Annotated in this window: 18 protein-coding genes; all 18 read right to left on the minus strand. The window is 70.3% G+C overall.

Going from position 1 to position 15483, the window contains the following annotated elements; translation table 11 throughout:
- Nucleotides 1–27: 27 nt before the first annotated feature.
- Nucleotides 28–471, minus strand: a complete 444-nt coding sequence (locus ACFWE1_RS04785) for a hypothetical protein (RefSeq protein WP_376932355.1) — start codon at nt 469–471, stop codon at nt 28–30.
- The gene (locus ACFWE1_RS04790) at nt 444–1733 is read right to left on the minus strand and encodes a hypothetical protein (protein ID WP_376932356.1); all 1290 of its coding nucleotides are present in this window, start codon (nt 1731–1733) and stop codon (nt 444–446) included. Before ACFWE1_RS04790 ends, ACFWE1_RS04785 begins: the two co-directional genes overlap by 28 nt.
- Nucleotides 1734–1801: 68 nt before the next feature.
- The gene (locus ACFWE1_RS04795) at nt 1802–2116 is read right to left on the minus strand and encodes an acyltransferase family protein (RefSeq protein WP_376932357.1); all 315 of its coding nucleotides are present in this window, start codon (nt 2114–2116) and stop codon (nt 1802–1804) included.
- Nucleotides 2095–2379, minus strand: coding sequence for a hypothetical protein (locus ACFWE1_RS04800; RefSeq protein ID WP_376932358.1), 285 nt, complete (start codon nt 2377–2379; stop codon nt 2095–2097). Before ACFWE1_RS04800 ends, ACFWE1_RS04795 begins: the two co-directional genes overlap by 22 nt.
- The gene (locus ACFWE1_RS04805; RefSeq protein ID WP_376932359.1) at nt 2364–2903 is read right to left on the minus strand and encodes an acyltransferase family protein; all 540 of its coding nucleotides are present in this window, start codon (nt 2901–2903) and stop codon (nt 2364–2366) included. The genes ACFWE1_RS04800 and ACFWE1_RS04805 overlap by 16 nt, the downstream gene beginning before the upstream one ends.
- Nucleotides 2904–3082: 179 nt before the next feature.
- The gene (tuf, locus tag ACFWE1_RS04810) at nt 3083–4276 is read right to left on the minus strand and encodes an elongation factor Tu (protein WP_376932360.1); all 1194 of its coding nucleotides are present in this window, start codon (nt 4274–4276) and stop codon (nt 3083–3085) included.
- Between the two features lie 131 nt (nt 4277–4407).
- Nucleotides 4408–6522 (minus strand): elongation factor G, encoded by a 2115-nt coding sequence (gene fusA / locus ACFWE1_RS04815; RefSeq protein WP_376932361.1) that lies wholly within the window; start codon nt 6520–6522, stop codon nt 4408–4410.
- 110 nt (nt 6523–6632) lie between these two features.
- Nucleotides 6633–7103, minus strand: coding sequence for a 30S ribosomal protein S7 (rpsG, locus tag ACFWE1_RS04820; protein ID WP_092668506.1), 471 nt, complete (start codon nt 7101–7103; stop codon nt 6633–6635).
- Nucleotides 7103–7477 carry a 30S ribosomal protein S12 gene (rpsL, locus tag ACFWE1_RS04825; RefSeq protein WP_022889720.1) on the minus strand — a complete coding sequence of 125 codons (375 nt, stop codon included), beginning with the start codon at nt 7475–7477 and terminating at the stop codon, nt 7103–7105. Before rpsL ends, rpsG begins: the two co-directional genes overlap by 1 nt.
- 239 nt (nt 7478–7716) lie before the next feature.
- Nucleotides 7717–8367 (minus strand): spermidine/putrescine ABC transporter substrate-binding protein, encoded by a 651-nt coding sequence (locus tag ACFWE1_RS04830; RefSeq protein ID WP_376932362.1) that lies wholly within the window; start codon nt 8365–8367, stop codon nt 7717–7719.
- A gap of 78 nt (nt 8368–8445) precedes the next feature.
- Nucleotides 8446–8922, minus strand: a complete 477-nt coding sequence (locus ACFWE1_RS04835) for a DUF6121 family protein (protein WP_376932363.1) — start codon at nt 8920–8922, stop codon at nt 8446–8448.
- Between the two features lie 69 nt (nt 8923–8991).
- Nucleotides 8992–9330, minus strand: coding sequence for a hypothetical protein (locus ACFWE1_RS04840; protein WP_376932364.1), 339 nt, complete (start codon nt 9328–9330; stop codon nt 8992–8994).
- Nucleotides 9330–10187 carry a T6SS immunity protein Tdi1 domain-containing protein gene (locus ACFWE1_RS04845; RefSeq protein WP_376932365.1) on the minus strand — a complete coding sequence of 286 codons (858 nt, stop codon included), beginning with the start codon at nt 10185–10187 and terminating at the stop codon, nt 9330–9332. Before ACFWE1_RS04845 ends, ACFWE1_RS04840 begins: the two co-directional genes overlap by 1 nt.
- Nucleotides 10188–10524: 337 nt before the next feature.
- Complete coding sequence (locus ACFWE1_RS04850; RefSeq protein WP_376932366.1) at nt 10525–10881, minus strand: hypothetical protein; 357 nt, start codon at nt 10879–10881, stop codon at nt 10525–10527.
- A gap of 34 nt (nt 10882–10915) precedes the next feature.
- Nucleotides 10916–11194, minus strand: a complete 279-nt coding sequence (locus tag ACFWE1_RS04855) for a hypothetical protein (RefSeq protein ID WP_376932367.1) — start codon at nt 11192–11194, stop codon at nt 10916–10918.
- A gap of 27 nt (nt 11195–11221) precedes the next feature.
- On the minus strand, nt 11222–11593 hold the full coding sequence (locus tag ACFWE1_RS04860) for a hypothetical protein (RefSeq protein ID WP_376932368.1): 372 nt from the start codon (nt 11591–11593) through the stop codon (nt 11222–11224).
- A 31-nt stretch (nt 11594–11624) separates the two neighbouring features.
- Complete coding sequence (locus ACFWE1_RS04865; RefSeq protein ID WP_376932369.1) at nt 11625–11915, minus strand: hypothetical protein; 291 nt, start codon at nt 11913–11915, stop codon at nt 11625–11627.
- 10 nt (nt 11916–11925) lie between these two features.
- Nucleotides 11926–15483, minus strand: a 3558-nt coding sequence (locus tag ACFWE1_RS04870) for a polymorphic toxin type 15 domain-containing protein (protein WP_376932370.1), incomplete at its 5' end; no start/stop codon positions are given.

Here is a 15483-nt window from a genome sequence, read left to right on the forward strand (position 1 = left end):
AGCCGCCGGATTCTGGAAGGGTGCGGGCTAGCCGTTCTGCGCGCACTCCACGGAACGCGCTCGGTACCACTCGCCATCGATCAGCACCGTCAGCGATGCGCCGTCGAGCTCGGCGCAGTCAGCGGGGAACCCGATGGGGTCGAGTTGCACGACTGCGGGCAACGGAACGCCGTCGACCGCGACGAGGTCCGCCCACTCCTCCGCGATGACCATCGATGTCGAGACGCCGTCGACGCAGGCCGGCAACTCCTCGCCGACCACGCGGGTGGCCACCTCGACCGTAAGCTCCTGCGCCGCCCGCTCCGCCTCTGCGCATGCCGCCGGCGCCGGCGCCGGTTCCGGCTCTGGTGCGCCGAGCGAACACGCCGCCAGGGGCACCGCGCTGCACGCCAGCACCAGCGTTGCGAGGACGCGAGTGGAGCCGCCGCGTGGCAGTGCGCAGCTCATCCGACGGATGCGCCGGCGTTCCATGCCCGGACTCCGCTCAGCTGCGTGCAGTAGTAGGTGGCGGCGCCCGACGGCGGAACGGACCGTCCTTTGACGATGCCAGTGACGATGACGCCTCCCGCACCGTCGGCGTAGTAGCACGGCCCACCCGAGTCACCCCCGGTCCATCCAGCGCGGTCCCCGACCCCGTCGAGATTGCTGTCGTGATACATGCGCAACTGGTGGCTCGCCGTCACGCCGCCGACGGTGAACGTGAGGTGGGAACCGGTCACGAAGTAGCGACAGGTCTGGGCCGTCGTCCTGCCTGAGACGCAGACCTGCAGTCCGGCGGGACGGCCACCCCAGTATGCGCCGCTAATCGGCAGGCGGTCATTGCTCGCGAGAACTCCACTGAAGACGCTCATGCCGTACTTCTTGCCATGGATGATCTTCCAGTCACCATAAGCCGCCGCGTTCCCCGGGTAGGCAGTGGTGTAGGTGGTTCCGACCACGTTCCCGTCGTTCACGAACGTCGAGCCCAAGCAGTGCCCGGCCGTGAGCAGTTTTCGGCTCCCGTTCACATTGATAGGGACGCCGGCAGAGCAGACGTACGACGAACCGCCATGGTCGTAGCCCAGTTCTGCCCCCATCCAGTACGACTCCGAGTCTGCTCGGCGTGTGGAGTCCTGGCTGCCTCCTTCCGGGGTTAGACGCAGCGAGACGAAGCTCCCCTCCGGCATCGCGGCGAGGGCTGCCAGAAGTGACGCACGAAGCCCCGCCTCAGTCGGCCAGACCTCAGGGTCGTAGCCGATCTCGAGGCCGCCCGTCGTGAGGTCTGGTCCAACGCTGACCAGGCCTCGCGCCACGGTGAAGTCGGCCATGATCTGCGACGAGATGCTCAGGAGATCTGAGAGCGGCGCCACGGATTCCGCGACCGACAACGACTGCGCGGGGTAAGCACGAAGCACACCGTCGACGGATGCGAGCAAGCTCTCTGGCGCCCCGGGTGCGAGGAAGATCACGGCTCCGTCGTACTCCGAGCAAAAGGCGACACCGGTCGCGGCCTCCGGGCTCGAATCGACGAGAGCTTGTAGGGCGTCCGCTGCCTCGAGGAGTTCCCTACTTGGTTCACCGAACCAACGCTGTTGGCCGTTCTCGTCGCGCTGGATGCACTCTGCATTCTCAGCAGAGTCCATTGACGGCCCGACTTCCGCGACTGCGGAGCTCGAGCCGATCGCCGACCCCTCGGTGAGGACCCACGAGGCAGCCAATGCCCCGATGGCTCCGATGACGATCCGTGTGCGCATGGCACCCTCCAGGTTCAGCCCCGGATCGTGCAGCCGACCCTAGCAGGAACGGAACGGCCCGTCGAGACTCACGGGCTGCCGGATTCGGGGAGGGGCCGAGGTCGCATCGTCGCACCCCGCAGGCCGAATCGGACCGGGTCCTCGATCCACCGCTTGGATGCCGCGGCGAGCACGAGCGAGCAGGCGACGAGGAGGACCATCAGCCAGGGCGGGCTCGGCATGCCCGTCGCGTGCGGGACGAACATGAACAGTGGCCAGTGCCACAGGTAGAGCGAATAGGAGTGATCGCCGAGCCGCTGCACCGGCCGCACCCGCGCGATCGCCGAGGGCGCCCAGAGTGTAGCGGGCATGCCCACCCAGATCACGGCCGCCGTGCCGAGCACGGCAGCAGCACGATGAGCCCGGGGAACGACTCCGGTTCCCGGAAGGTCAGGATCGGGCCGATGATCGCCGCGAGGCCGAGCCACGACACTGCGGTGCGCAGGGCCGGCGCAGCCCGCACTGCGTGCGGCGCGAGCACCGCCAGGATCCCGCCCACGCCGAACTCCCAGACACGGGCGAACGTCGAGAAGTAGGCGAGGTTGTGGTCGTGCGTCCACAGCCACACGGAGTGCACGAGCGAGTCCGCCGTCACGAGCCCCAGCACGTGGCCGGGGCCATCTGCTCCCCTCGGCCCCACCGGCGTCCGAGCCTCAGGCTCAGCAGTAGGAGCCGCGGCCAGCCGAGGTAGAACTGCTCCTCGACCGAGAGGGACCAGAAGTGCTGCACCGGCTTGGAGTCGAGCTCGGCGTGCACCGGGTCCTGCGAGTGGAAGAACAGCAGCCAGTTCTCGACGTAGAGCGCGCTCGCGACGAGTTCGCGCATCGACTCCGGCCAGTCGCGCTGCGGTACGAGCAGCACCGTCATGACCGACACGGCGGCGAGCACGAGCGCGGCGGCGGGCATGATGCGGCGGATTCGCCGCAGCGAGAACCCGGCCAGGGAGATCCGGCCGGTGCTCCGGTGCTCGCGCAGGAGCAACCAGGTGATGAGGAAGCCGGAAAGCACGAAGAACACGTCGACGCCCATGTACCCGGCCGGGGCGATCGCGGGCCAGCCGTGATGGAGTACGACGGCGCCGACCGCGAGCGCGCGGAGCGCCTGCACCTCCGGGCGGACGGCCCGCCGCATCCCGCCGGTGCCTGATCCCTCGCCCGTTGGTATCCGAGCGTAGGCGACCGGGTCGATCGAAGCCTCAACAACGCCTGAGTAGCCGGGTCTATTGACATCCAGTGCAACGCTGCGGCGGGACGACGAAAGGGGCCGGGCTCGAAAGCCCGACCCCTCTCAGGTCGCAGTCGCGAAGGTCCTTACTTGAGGATCTTCGTGACGGTGCCGGCGCCAACGGTGCGGCCACCCTCACGGATGGCGAAGCCGAGGCCCTCCTCCATGGCGATCGGCTGGATGAGCTCGACCGTCATGTCGGTGGTGTCGCCGGGCATGACCATCTCGGTGCCCTCGGGCAGCGTGATGACGCCGGTGACGTCGGTGGTGCGGAAGTAGAACTGCGGACGGTAGTTCGCGTAGAACGGGTTGTGACGGCCGCCCTCGTCCTTCGAGAGGATGTAGGCAGTGCCCTCGAAGTTGGTGTGGGGGGTGACCGAGCCCGGCGCCACGACGACCTGGCCGCGCTCGACGTCCTCGCGCTTGGTGCCGCGGAGCAGGAGACCGCAGTTCTCGCCGGCCCAGGCCTCGTCGAGCTGCTTGTGGAACATCTCGATGCCCGTGACGGTGGTCTTCTGCGTCGGGCGGATGCCGACGATCTCGACCTCGGAGTTGATCTTCAGCGTGCCACGCTCGGCGCGGCCCGTGACGACCGTGCCACGACCGGTGATCGTGAAGACGTCCTCGACCGGCATGAGGAACGGCTTGTCCTTGTCGCGCACCGGGTCGGGGATCGACTCGTCGACGGCCTCCATGAGGTCGAGGACCGACTGGACCCACTTCTCGTCGCCCTCGAGCGCCTTCAGGCCCGAGACGCGGACGACCGGAGCGTCGTCGCCGGGGAAGCCCTGCGACGAAAGCAGCTCGCGGACCTCGAGCTCGACGAGCTCCAGGATCTCCTCGTCGTCGACCATGTCGCTCTTGTTGAGCGCCACGAGCAGGTACGGCACGCCGACCTGCTTCGCGAGCAGCACGTGCTCGCGGGTCTGAGCCATCGGGCCGTCGGTCGCCGCGACCACGAGGATCGCGCCGTCCATCTGAGCGGCACCGGTGATCATGTTCTTGATGTAGTCAGCGTGACCCGGGGCGTCGACGTGCGCGTAGTGGCGCTTCGGCGTCTCGTACTCGACGTGCGAGATGTTGATCGTGATGCCGCGCTGGCGCTCCTCGGGAGCCGAGTCGATCGACGCGAAGTCGCGCTGCACGTTGGTGGCCGACGGGTACTTGTCGGCGAGCACCTTCGAGATCGCGGCGGTGAGCGTCGTCTTGCCGTGGTCGACGTGACCGATCGTGCCGATGTTGACGTGCGGCTTGGTCCGCTCGAACTTGGCCTTCGCCACTGTGGTCCTCCTCAGGACATCGTGCAACTTCAACGGGCGCCGGATTGCGCTCGGTGGGTTGCGGGGTTGTGTTGATATGTTACGCGACCCGGGTGGGTCGTGCGGGCAGGGTGCCGAACTCCGCGGAGGAGTTACTCGCCCTTGTTCTTCTGGACGATCTCGTCGGCAACCGCCTTCGGGACCTCCGCATAGCTCTCGAACTCCATCGAGTACACGGCGCGGCCCGAGGTCTTCGACCGCAGGTCACCGATGTATCCGAACATCTCCGAGAGCGGGACGTGCGCACGCACGACCTTCACACCGGCGGCGTCCTCCATGGACTGGATCTGGCCGCGGCGCGAGTTCAGGTCGCCGATGACGTCGCCCATGTACTCCTCGGGAGTACGGACCTCGACGCTCATCAGCGGTTCGAGCAGCACGGGGTTCGCCTTCTTCGCGGCTTCCTTGAAGCCCATCGAACCGGCGATCTTGAACGCCATCTCCGAGGAGTCGACGTCGTGGGCCGCGCCGTCCACGAGGGTGGCCTTCACGCCCACCATCGGGAAGCCGGCGAGGATGCCGTACTGCATCGCGTCTTGGAAGCCGGCGTCGACCGAGGGGATGTACTCGCGCGGGACGCGACCACCGGTGACGGCGTTCACGAACTCGTACGTCTTGTCACCCTCGACCTCGAGCGGCTCCAGCTTGAACTGGATCTTCGCGAACTGGCCCGAGCCACCCGTCTGCTTCTTGTGGGTGTAGTCGTGGCGCTCCACCTCGCGGCGGATCGTCTCGCGGTAGGCCACCTGCGGCTTGCCGACGTTCGCCTCGACCTTGAACTCGCGCTTCATGCGGTCCACGAGGATGTCGAGGTGCAGCTCGCCCATGCCCTTGATGACGGTCTGACCCGTCTCGGGGTTGAGCTCGGTGCGGAAGGTCGGGTCCTCCTCGGCCAGCTTCTGGATGGCCGTGCCGAGCTTCTCCTGGTCGGCCTTGGTCTTCGGCTCAATGGCGACCTCGATGACCGGCTCCGGGAACGTCATCGACTCGAGGACGACCTGGTTGTCCGGGTCGCACAGGGTGTCGCCGGTGGTGGTGTCCTTCAGACCGATGACCGCGTAGATGTTGCCCGCGGTCAGCGAGTCGACCGGGTTCTCCTTGTTGGCGTGCATCTGGAAGATCTTGCCGATGCGCTCCTTCTTGCCCTTGGTCGAGTTCACGACCTGGGCACCCGAGTCGAGGTGACCCGAGTAGACGCGCACGTAGGTGAGGCGGCCGAAGAACGGGTGCACGGCGACCTTGAACGCGAGGGCCGCGAACGGGTCCTTCGCGTCGGGGTGGCGCTCGATGACCTCGTCCTCGTTGCGCGGGTTGCGCCCCTCGATGGCGGGGACGTCGAGCGGCGACGGCAGGTAGTCGATGACCGCGTCGAGCATCGGCTGCACGCCGCGGTTCTTGAACGCCGAGCCGCAGAGCACGGGGTAGATCTCCGAGTTGACGACCATCTTGCGGATGGCGCCCTTGATCTCGGCGACCGTGAGCTCCTCGCCGCCGAAGAACTTCTCGAGCAGCGCGTCGTCGCTCTCGGCGACGGTCTCGAGCAGGACCTGACGGTACTCGTCGGCCTTGTCCTTCAGGTCGGCCGGGATCTCCTGGACCTCGTACTTGGCGCCCATGGTCACGTCGCCCTTGGCGTCGCCGGGCCACACGAGGGCGCGCATCTCGATCAGGTCGACGACGCCGATGAAGTCGTTCTCGGCGCCGATCGGCAGCTGCAGCACGAGCGGCTTGGCACCCAGGCGGCTGACGATGGTGTCGACGGTGAAGTAGAAGTCCGCACCGAGCTTGTCCATCTTGTTGACGAAGCAGATGCGCGGGACGTTGTACTTGTCAGCCTGACGCCACACCGTCTCGGACTGGGGCTCGACGCCCTCCTTGCCGTCGAAGACGGCGACGGCGCCGTCGAGCACGCGGAGCGAGCGCTCGACCTCGACCGTGAAGTCGACGTGGCCGGGGGTGTCGATGATGTTGATCTGGTTCTTGTTCCAGAAGCAGGTGACCGCGGCGGACGTGATGGTGATGCCGCGCTCCTTCTCCTGCTCCATCCAGTCGGTCGTCGAGGCGCCGTCGTGGGTCTCGCCGAGCTTGTGGTTCACGCCCGTGTAGAACAGGATGCGCTCGGTGGTGGTGGTCTTGCCGGCATCGATGTGCGCCATGATGCCGATGTTGCGGACCTTGCTCAGGTCGGTGAGCACGTCTTGTGCCACGGGGGTTCCTCCGGATGGGTGGTGCGGAACGGAAGGTCTGGGGCGGGCGGATGCCTGGTCTGGAGCCCGTCGACAGGCTCAGGGGACCAGCCGGGCATCCGCCCGGCCTACTACCAGCGGTAGTGGGCGAAGGCGCGGTTCGACTCGGCCATCTTGTGGGTGTCCTCGCGGCGCTTGACCGCGGCACCCAGGCCGTTCGAGGCGTCGAGGATCTCGTTGGTGAGACGCTCGGTCATGGTCTTCTCACGACGGGCCTTGGCGTAGCTCGTGAGCCAGCGCAGGGCGAGCGTGTTGGCGCGGTGGGGCTTCACCTCGACGGGGACCTGGTAGGTCGAGCCGCCGACGCGGCGCGACCGCACCTCGAGGGTCGGGCGCACGTTGTCCAGCGCCTTCTTCAGGGTGGCGACCGCGTCCTGACCGGACTTGTTGGCGACGTTCTCGAGCGCCTCGTAGACGATGCGCTGCGCGAGGTCCTTCTTGCCGTCGATCAGGATCTTGTTGACGAGCTGGCTGACGACCGGCGAGCCGTACACCGGGTCGGCGACGACGGGGCGCTTCGGAGCGGGACCCTTGCGAGGCATTACTTCTTCTCCATCTTCGCGCCGTAGCGGCTACGAGCCTGCTTGCGGTTCTTCACGGCCTGCGTGTCGAGCGCGCCGCGGATGATCTTGTAGCGCACGCCGGGGAGGTCCTTCACACGGCCGCCGCGCACGAGCACCATCGAGTGCTCCTGCAGGTTGTGGCCCTCGCCGGGGATGTAGGCGGTGACCTCGGTGCCGTTCGAGAGCTTCACACGGGCGACCTTGCGGAGCGCCGAGTTCGGCTTCTTGGGGGTGGTGGTGTACACACGCGTGCACACGCCGCGCTGCTGGGGGTTGGCCTTCAGGGCGGGAGCCTTGGTCTTGGTGACCTTCGGCGAGCGACCCTTGCGGACCAACTGCTGAATGGTTGGCACTGCTTCTCCTAATTGCTGCTGCACGGTGACAGCGGTGATGGATTTCACATCAGACCCGCCGACGCCGCAGAACTGCGTCGTCTTTCGTGGTGGGTATGCCGTGGGGGTGAACCGCGGATGTCCGCAGGCACCCGAACGTGCACGCGCGAGCGCGCACACCCGATCAATCGTAATGCGGCGTCACGTCGCGGTCAAATGAGGTGCGGCCGGCAGCGCCCGCGTTCGCGCAGGGCGCACGCTCAGGAGCCCGGCCATCCCGGCGCGTCGAGCTCGCGCTCGAGGTCGGCGAGGAGCTCCGCGACCTGCGGCTCCACGAGTCGTTCGACGGCGTTGCCGATGCGGCGTCGGTGCTGGGCGAGCTCCACGCAGATGCGCCGGCCGAGCTGCTTCGCGAAGTCGTCGGCGAGGCGCACCTCCTCGCGGAGCGCCTCCTTCTCCTCAGGGGTGAACGGGCGCGGGGCCGGCTCCGCCGCGGCGGCGGCCGTGTCCGCTTCGAGCCCCGCGAGGGTGAAGAGGAAGGGCTGGTCGGCCACCGGCTCCGGATCGAGCTCGAGGCCCAGGTACTCGGGGTCGAGGCCCTCGCCCGCCCGGTACGGGCGGCGCGCCTTGCGCTCCTCGGCGAGCCGGATCTCGCGGTGCAGCAGCGGGAGGTTCCGCGCCGTGTAGTCGTCGACCGCGTCGTCGATGACCGCCTTCATGCGCATCGAGAACGCGTGCTGCACGGGGTGGGGCACATCCACGTCGAGCCCCGCCGCGGCCAGGATGGGCGAGCCGAAGCACTTCTGGCAGAGCCGCACGCGGGCGCGGTGCGTGCCGGGTCGCCACCGCGGCAGCCATTGCAGCCAGCGGTCGACCTCGGAGCTCACCCGAGCCTCGATCGAACCCTGCACGGGCTTCACGATAGCGCCGCTGCCGCCCGGCCGGGCCGATTCGACGGTCGTTTGGCGCGCCGCAACCGCCCGACCCGGTTACTCCGCGTCGCCCTCCCAGGGCCAGCGCGGCCGCTCCATGCCGCCGCGTCGGCCTCGGGCGACGAGCACCGCGACCGCCGCCGTCAGCGCCGCACACAGCGGGATGAGCAGCCCGAACCAGCCGAGGCCGAGCACGACGGCGAAGCGCAGCCCCTCCCCCGGGTCGCCGGTCGAGGAGACGATGCGGCCGATCGCGGCGACGAGCACGAACGTGAGCCAGGAGCCGAGCGCCGCGAGCACGACGGTCGCGGCCATCCGCTCCGGCCGGCGGAGCCGCAGGCCCAGCACGAGGAGCACGGTCAGCACCGCGGCGCCGACCGCGACCGGGGCCACGAGCACGCCGACGTCACGGTCGCCGACGACCTCGAGGTCGGCGAGCAGGCTCACGAAGCCGAAGCCGCACACCACCAGGGCGAGGTCGAGCGCCGCCGCGAATCCGGCGACCACCCAGGCGTCCCGTGTGCGCTGCTCCATGCCTTCGAGGCTACGCGTCCGCCGGGTCCGCCGCGCCGGGGTTGCGCCGCGGCGAGGCATCCGCTCCGCTCAGCCCTGCTCCCAGCCGGGAAAGCCCGCGCAGCCGTAGGCGAGGCGGATGAAGCCGTCGGTCTTGTCGGTGAGGATCGCGTAGGACTTCGCCGCGTCGCCGCGTTCGACGGCCTCGCGCATCTGCTCGAGGTTGCGCAGCGCCGTGGGGATCCACTCGCGGAGCGCCCCCTCGGGCAGCGCCGCCGGGTCTTCGGCGAGGATGCCGCGCACGACGCCGATGGTGCGCAGCAGCTCGGGCTGGTCCTGCGCCCGGTAGGCGGCGGACATGCTGATCGCGACGAGCTCGGTGACGGGCTGGCGCAGGCGCTCGCAGCGCTCGGCGAGGGCGTCGGCCATCAGTTGCCGCCCGCCGGTCGGTCGAGCTCGAACTTCTCGAGCGGCGTGCGCACGCCGTCGCGAAAGGCGCCGAGCCCCGCCTCGAAGTCGACCGCGGAGCCGACGAAGAGCACCGTCTCGTCCGGGGCGACGTAGATCTTGCCGCCGCCGCGCACGGCGTGCACGAGGCAGACGCCGAGGCCGTCGGGCAGCTCGACGACGTTGAGCTCGGCATCGGGGGCGAGCTTGGCGAAGAGCGCGCGGCCCACGGCGACGAGGCGGTCCGCGCCCGAGGCATCCGCCCCCTCGGCGCCCGCCGTCTGCAGGTGCCGGCGCACCTCGGGCTGGCCGGCGAGCTGCGCGATCACCGCGAGATGCTCGTACAGGCCGGCGCGCTGGAGCCGGGCCGGGTCGGGCGAGCCGCCGAGCGCGAGCAGCGGCACGAAGCCGTAGCACTCCTCGAAGCCGGGCACGCCGTCACGGTCGCGCGCGGCCGGATAGGGCTGCCACTCCCAGGCGACGTCGCGCTGCGCCGGGTCCTCGATCAGAGCGACGAGTTCGTCGAAGCTCGCGCCCTCGAGGAGGTCGATCGCGCCCCAGCGGGACTTGACGACGAGGTACAGGCCGTTCACGTGCACGACGAGGTCGCCGAGGGCGGTGGTGAACAGCACCGTGCTTCCCTCGGGCAGCCCGAAGACGCCCTCGAGCATCTCGGCCGCGCGCGCCGGGTCGACGAAGCGGAAGTAGCCGTCGCCGACGAAGCCGGCGCCCTGAGTGCGCCACAGCTCGGCGACCTCGGCCGGCACGCGGCCCGCGTAGGCGGCGATCGTCTCGTCGGAGATGGGGGCGACCGGGTCGAAGCTCCGGAACCTCGTCATGCGTGCCTTCCTCTGGTCGGCGCGCACCGGTGCGGCGCGCGGGATGCCTCGGGGCGCCTGCCGCGGCGAGAACGCCCGCGGCCGGTCACCTCCGGAAGTCTACCGAGGCATGGCCCGCGGGCCATGGGGAGGGCTCCCCATCGCCGAGGATCGGCACCAGCTCCACCGCGCCCGCCCTGCCCGCCCACCCGCCCGCCTGCCTGCTTGGCTGCCCAGAGGGGGTCACATTCCGACGGGCGGATGGCGGTCGCACGAAGCCCGTGCCGCAGAACGACCCCCTCGGCCGATCAGCCGGCGGCGTCGGGACGGGGAGAAGGGGCGGCGCGCACGTCGCGTCTCAGTCGACCTCGAGCACCGCGGCGAACGGCTGCAGGAGGATCTCTCGCTCCTCGACGGAGAGGCGCTCGCCGAACGCCGCCGCGTGGGCGGCGAACAGCGTGTCCGCGACCGCCGCCGCGAGCGCACCGTCGCCGAACGCCATCAGCGCCGCGGAGCGCGGCTGAAGGCTGTCGCGGACCCGTGTGTCGAGTGCGCTGAACTCGGACGCCGACAGCTTCGCGGCCTTCCGGGCGGCGATCCGACGGGCCGGACCGAGGGCGCGGCCGGCCGATCGCACCTCATCGAACTGCGCCGGGGAGAGCTCCACCACACGTGCGAGGAACGTGTCGAGGGACGCCAGGCCAGGACTCGTCACCGTGTGAGCCTAACGTTCCTTCCGCAGAGCGGTCCTACCCCTCGGAACGTTCGACCCGGTAGCCTCGTGCTTCGACCTGGTCGACGAATGTGCCGAGATCCGGGGCAGCTCGAAGCAGTGCGCCCAGCTCGCCCTCGTTCACAGCCATTCGGAACGTCGCACTCGCAAAGGGATGGGTCACTGGAGCGCTGCCCGGCACGGGCGGCGGCGCGGAGATGCTCACGAGGATCCCCGCCCCCTCCCGGAGTTCGAGCGCGAGCTGATCGCCGTCGTACACGAGATACCCGCGGCGGACGTCCTCCTGGTCGATCACTTGCCCCCTCCCGCTCCGGAGAGCTGGTCACCTCGCGGCGTCAGGGTGCGCTGGCACCACGACGCCGAGCTCGGTGAACGGGGTGAGCAGGATCTCGTACTGCTCGGGCGTGAGCTGCGCGGCCTGCTGGACCGCGCGACCGGCGATCACGATCGCGCTCTTCGCGTCGGCGTGCAGTCCGGCGCGCGCCGCGTTCAGCTCCTCGGCGCGGGGCAGCAGCAGCTCTCGGACGGTGTGCTCGAGTTCGGAGTTCACCGCCGCCGACGGCTTCGCCGCCCGGCTCGCCTCCTTGCCGCCCGCGCGCCGGAGCCGCACCGCACCGTCGAAGGCGCTCGCCAGCTGCTCCGCCGGGAGGGCGCCGGCCTGCGCGAGGAAGCGCTCGGTCGAGGTGTTCAGCATGCGATCGCCTTCGGGTGTCTCGAACCGCGGTTCACTGGGCCGGCGCGTCGATCGGCGACATCCGCCGGATCTTCTCGAAGTTCGGCGTGTGGTACTCCTGGCGCACGGCGCCCGTCGCCTTGTCGACGAAGATCGCGAGGTTGTCGTACCGCGCATAGGGCTCGAGACCGTCGACGAGGAACTCCTTCGCCCCCCAGACGGGCAGGTAGTCGTGCTCGTCCTCGAACCACTCCGGCGCGATGTAGAGCTCTCCCGAGAGCGCGGGCGGGTGCTCGGCGAAGTACTGCTCGAGCAGCCGACGTGCGTCCTGAATGGTCACCATGCTCCCAGTCTCACGCCTTCTCGGAGCCGACGCCAGCCGGCCCGGCCGCGCTCGGCCCATTCGCATCCGCGGCGGGCGGTGGGGTCTTCAGCTCCAGGGAGAACTGCACCGCCCCCGCCCCGAGCCGGTGGTTCTGCACCTGCAGCGCGTGGATCTCCCCCTGCAGCTTCGCCGCCTCGCCCGGAGTGATCGCGGGATCCTGCAGCCGGACGATCCGCTCGGCGATCAGCTCGTCGTTGCGAACCTGCCACCGGGCGTTCGCGACGACCTCGCGGTCGATCATCACCTGCGGACGGTCGGCGGGGCTCGCCGCGTCCTTCCACTCGAGCAGGAGCTGGTACTCCGGCTGGGACCACGGCTTCGACGTCTTGATCACCTCGGCGGTCGGCACCAGATCGTCGACGCGGAACACGGAGAGGTCCTTCCAGGGCGCCTCGGAGGTGCGGTTGAAGTGCATGGTGTCGAGATAGCCGGAGGCGTCGATCTGATTGATCTGGCCGTCGTAGAGCTTGATGCCGTCGGGCTCCTTCACGATCGTGAAGATGTGTCCGCCGCCGGTCTTCCAGTATCCGTTCACGAAGCCGCGACCGCCGACCGGCCAGGACGCGGTCAGCGACTCGAGCGCCTCCATCGGCGTCGAGCCGAGTGCGCCGATCTGCTGGAAGTCCCGTTGCGAGCCGTCGGCCTGCACCCAGTCGGCGGCAATGCTCATCGGGAAGCGGCCCTCGTACGTCGCGGTGACGTTGCCGCTCGCCGGGTCGATGTTGGCTCCCTGCACGGTCGGGCTCGCGATCACGTCGTAGCCGCGGAAGCGCAGCTCGAGCGCGTTCACGACGTAATGGCAGTTGTTCAGGAAGCGCCCCTGGTCGACCGTGTAGCCGAGCCCGTTCACGATATGCACGGCCTGGACACGGGCCTCTGGGCCGGCCAGGTGCGGGAACGCGTCGTCGAGCACCTGGTGGTGGATCGTGTCCGGCACCGTAGGTTCAGGCGTCGACGCGGCGGCGTCGCCGTCCGGGCCTTCGGGCCCACTGGAGTCAGCCGGAGCCGCGGCGTCGTCGGCGGTGCCGTCCGCGCAGGACGGCTCCGGCGCTGCCGCATGCTCGTTGGCGTCGGCGGGCTCGTGCGCGTCGGAAGCCGCCGACTCGCTCGTGCCGCGGCCGGGATCGGTCGCCGTCGGCTCGCCCCGACTCGGCCCGTCCGCGGCGCTCGTGCGGGTGCCGTCGGTGCTTCCCGCCGCTCCGGTACGCGCGGGCGCCGAGGTCGAGCTCGATGCGGAGGAGGTCGACGCCGCGTGGCTCGTGACGGACGGGCTCGCCGCCGTCGCGGCGCTGCTCGGTGCCCCGGTGTGCGGACGAGCGGCGGTGAGCGTCGCCTGCGAGGCTGACGCGCCGGTGTCGACGTGGTGGGCGCCGAGCTCGACGTTCAGCTTGATGTGCGCGTGCAGGGCGGGGTCGATGTCGATCATCGCGTCGGCGACGTCCTGACGGAGGTCGTCGATCCGGTGCTGCCACTGGCTGCCGAGTGAGCTGTTGATGCCGAGGTCGCCCGCTCCGTCGAAGCGGTCGGCGCGGCCACCGGCGACCTGGTCGGGCCCGTGCAGCACCGCGGGGTTGCTGTGCGGGACGCCCGCGGCCTTCAGGGCCGTGATCGCAGCGTTCTGCTCGCTCTTCGCAACACGGTTGTACTGCTCGTAGAAGTCGACGTTGTGCCGCCACTCGGCGATCGTGAGGGCGTTGAGGCCCTGCTGCTGCATGCCGACCTGGCGCTGGTACTCGTCCCAGTCGTGCTTCGCGTCCTGCCGGTTGAAGGCGTCGACCTCGATCGGGTCCTTCAGCGAGTAGGAGCCGTCCTCGTTGCGCACGATGGGCGAGTCCGGCTGCGCGGCGAGCGCGTCGAGCTGCTCGCGGATCTCCGGGGTGAGCTCGGGGATGTCGTAGCCGTTGTAGGTCGTGCCCGGGCCCGCCGAGCCGTCCGAGGGATGGCTCGGATCGACGCGGTCGACGGGCGGGGTCCACTTCGGCCAGCGGCGGCCGTCGCGGTCCGCATCGGTGCCGTCGGTGCTCGAGCCGTCCCCGTCGGTGCCGTCGGGCGCGCTGCCGTCGGGCGCCTGGTGCGTCGTGGGCGAGGCCTCGGCGGGCGAGCTCGTTCCCGGCTCCGGCGCGTTCGGCGCGGTCGGCGCGGTCGCGTTCGGGTTCGCGGCATCCGGCGTCGTCGGGGCCTGGGGCGCGTTCGCGTCGGGCTTCGCGTCAGTCGGCTTCGTGCCGTCCGGGTTCACCACGTCCTCGGGGCGCACCGAGGCATCCCAGTTCGTCGCGTTCGGCTCGTGCGGCGGCCACGGCGAGCGCGTGCCGTTCTGCGCGTCGAGCGACCAGACCGTGTCGCCGTCGAAGTAGGCGTTGAACCAGTGCCCGGCGTCCCCCGCGCGGTCGATGCCGACGACGCAGTGCGAGCCCGGGCCCATCGCCCGCAGCGTCGACTCGATCTGCTCCGGCGTCACGGTGGTCTGCGGGTTGCCCGTGCGGGCCTCCATGTCCGGCGTGCTGAGGGTGCCGGTGGATGCCTCGGCGCTGTCCTTGCCGTTCAGGAAGTCGTTCAGGTTCGCCGAGGTGTTGCCGCAGTTCGTGGCGTAGCCGTTGGCCGGGTCCGAGGGGTCGAAGTTCGGGTTGATCTCGTTCAGCGCCTGGTCGATCTCGTCGATCGAGCGCTCGGAGCTGTTGTTCGACGGGGCCTGGTCCGGCTGCTGGCCGTCCGGCTGCGAGCCGTCGCCGGCCTGGCCGGTGCCGTCGCCCGCCTGGCCGGTGCCGTCCACGCCGTCCGCTGCCGGGGCGTCCGGCTGCGAGCCGTCGACGTCCGTGCTGGCGTCGGGAGCGCCGTGTCCGTTCGAGCCGTCGGCGCTCGGGGCGTCGGGCTTGCCGCCGTTGCCGTTCGGGGAGAAGAGCGAGGGCTTCGAGAAGAGCGAGGGCTTGCCGAGCAGGGTCGCTGCGCCGGCCGCCGCCGCAGCGCCACCGGCGGCCGCGGCCTCTTCGGGGGCGATCCCGTCGGCGTCGCCGTCGATGCCGCCCTCGCCATCGGCGGGTGCGCGGTCGGCGTCGGGCTGCGTGCCGTCCGCGTCGGGCTGGGTGCCGTCGGGCTGGCCGCCGTCCGTGCCGTCGGCGTGCGCCGGAGCGTTGCTGTCGACGGAGCCGGCGTCACCGGGCTTCGCCGTCGCGGCGGAGCCGGCCGCCGCAGCACCAGGCGCGCCGTTGCCCTGGCCGTCACCGGACGAGCCGTCGGTCGCGGGAGCGTCCGCCGCGGGAGCGTCCGCCGCGGGAGCGTCAGCGGTGCCGGGAGTACCGGCGTCCGCCGTGCCGGGCGTGCCCGCATCAGCGGTGCCGGGCGTGCTCGCGTCCGCCGTGCCCGGTGTCGTGGCATCGACACTGCCGGGCGTGCCGGCGTCGACCGTGCTCGGCGTGCCCGCATCCGCGTGACCCGGCGTGCCCGCATCCGCGTGACCCGGCGTGCCCGCATCCGCGTGACCCGGCGTGCCCGCATCCGCGTGACCCGGCGTGCCCGCATCCGCGTGACC

Source organism: Agromyces sp. NPDC060279 (genome assembly GCF_042726785.1).
In the GTDB taxonomy this organism is placed as follows: domain Bacteria; phylum Actinomycetota; class Actinomycetes; order Actinomycetales; family Microbacteriaceae; genus Agromyces.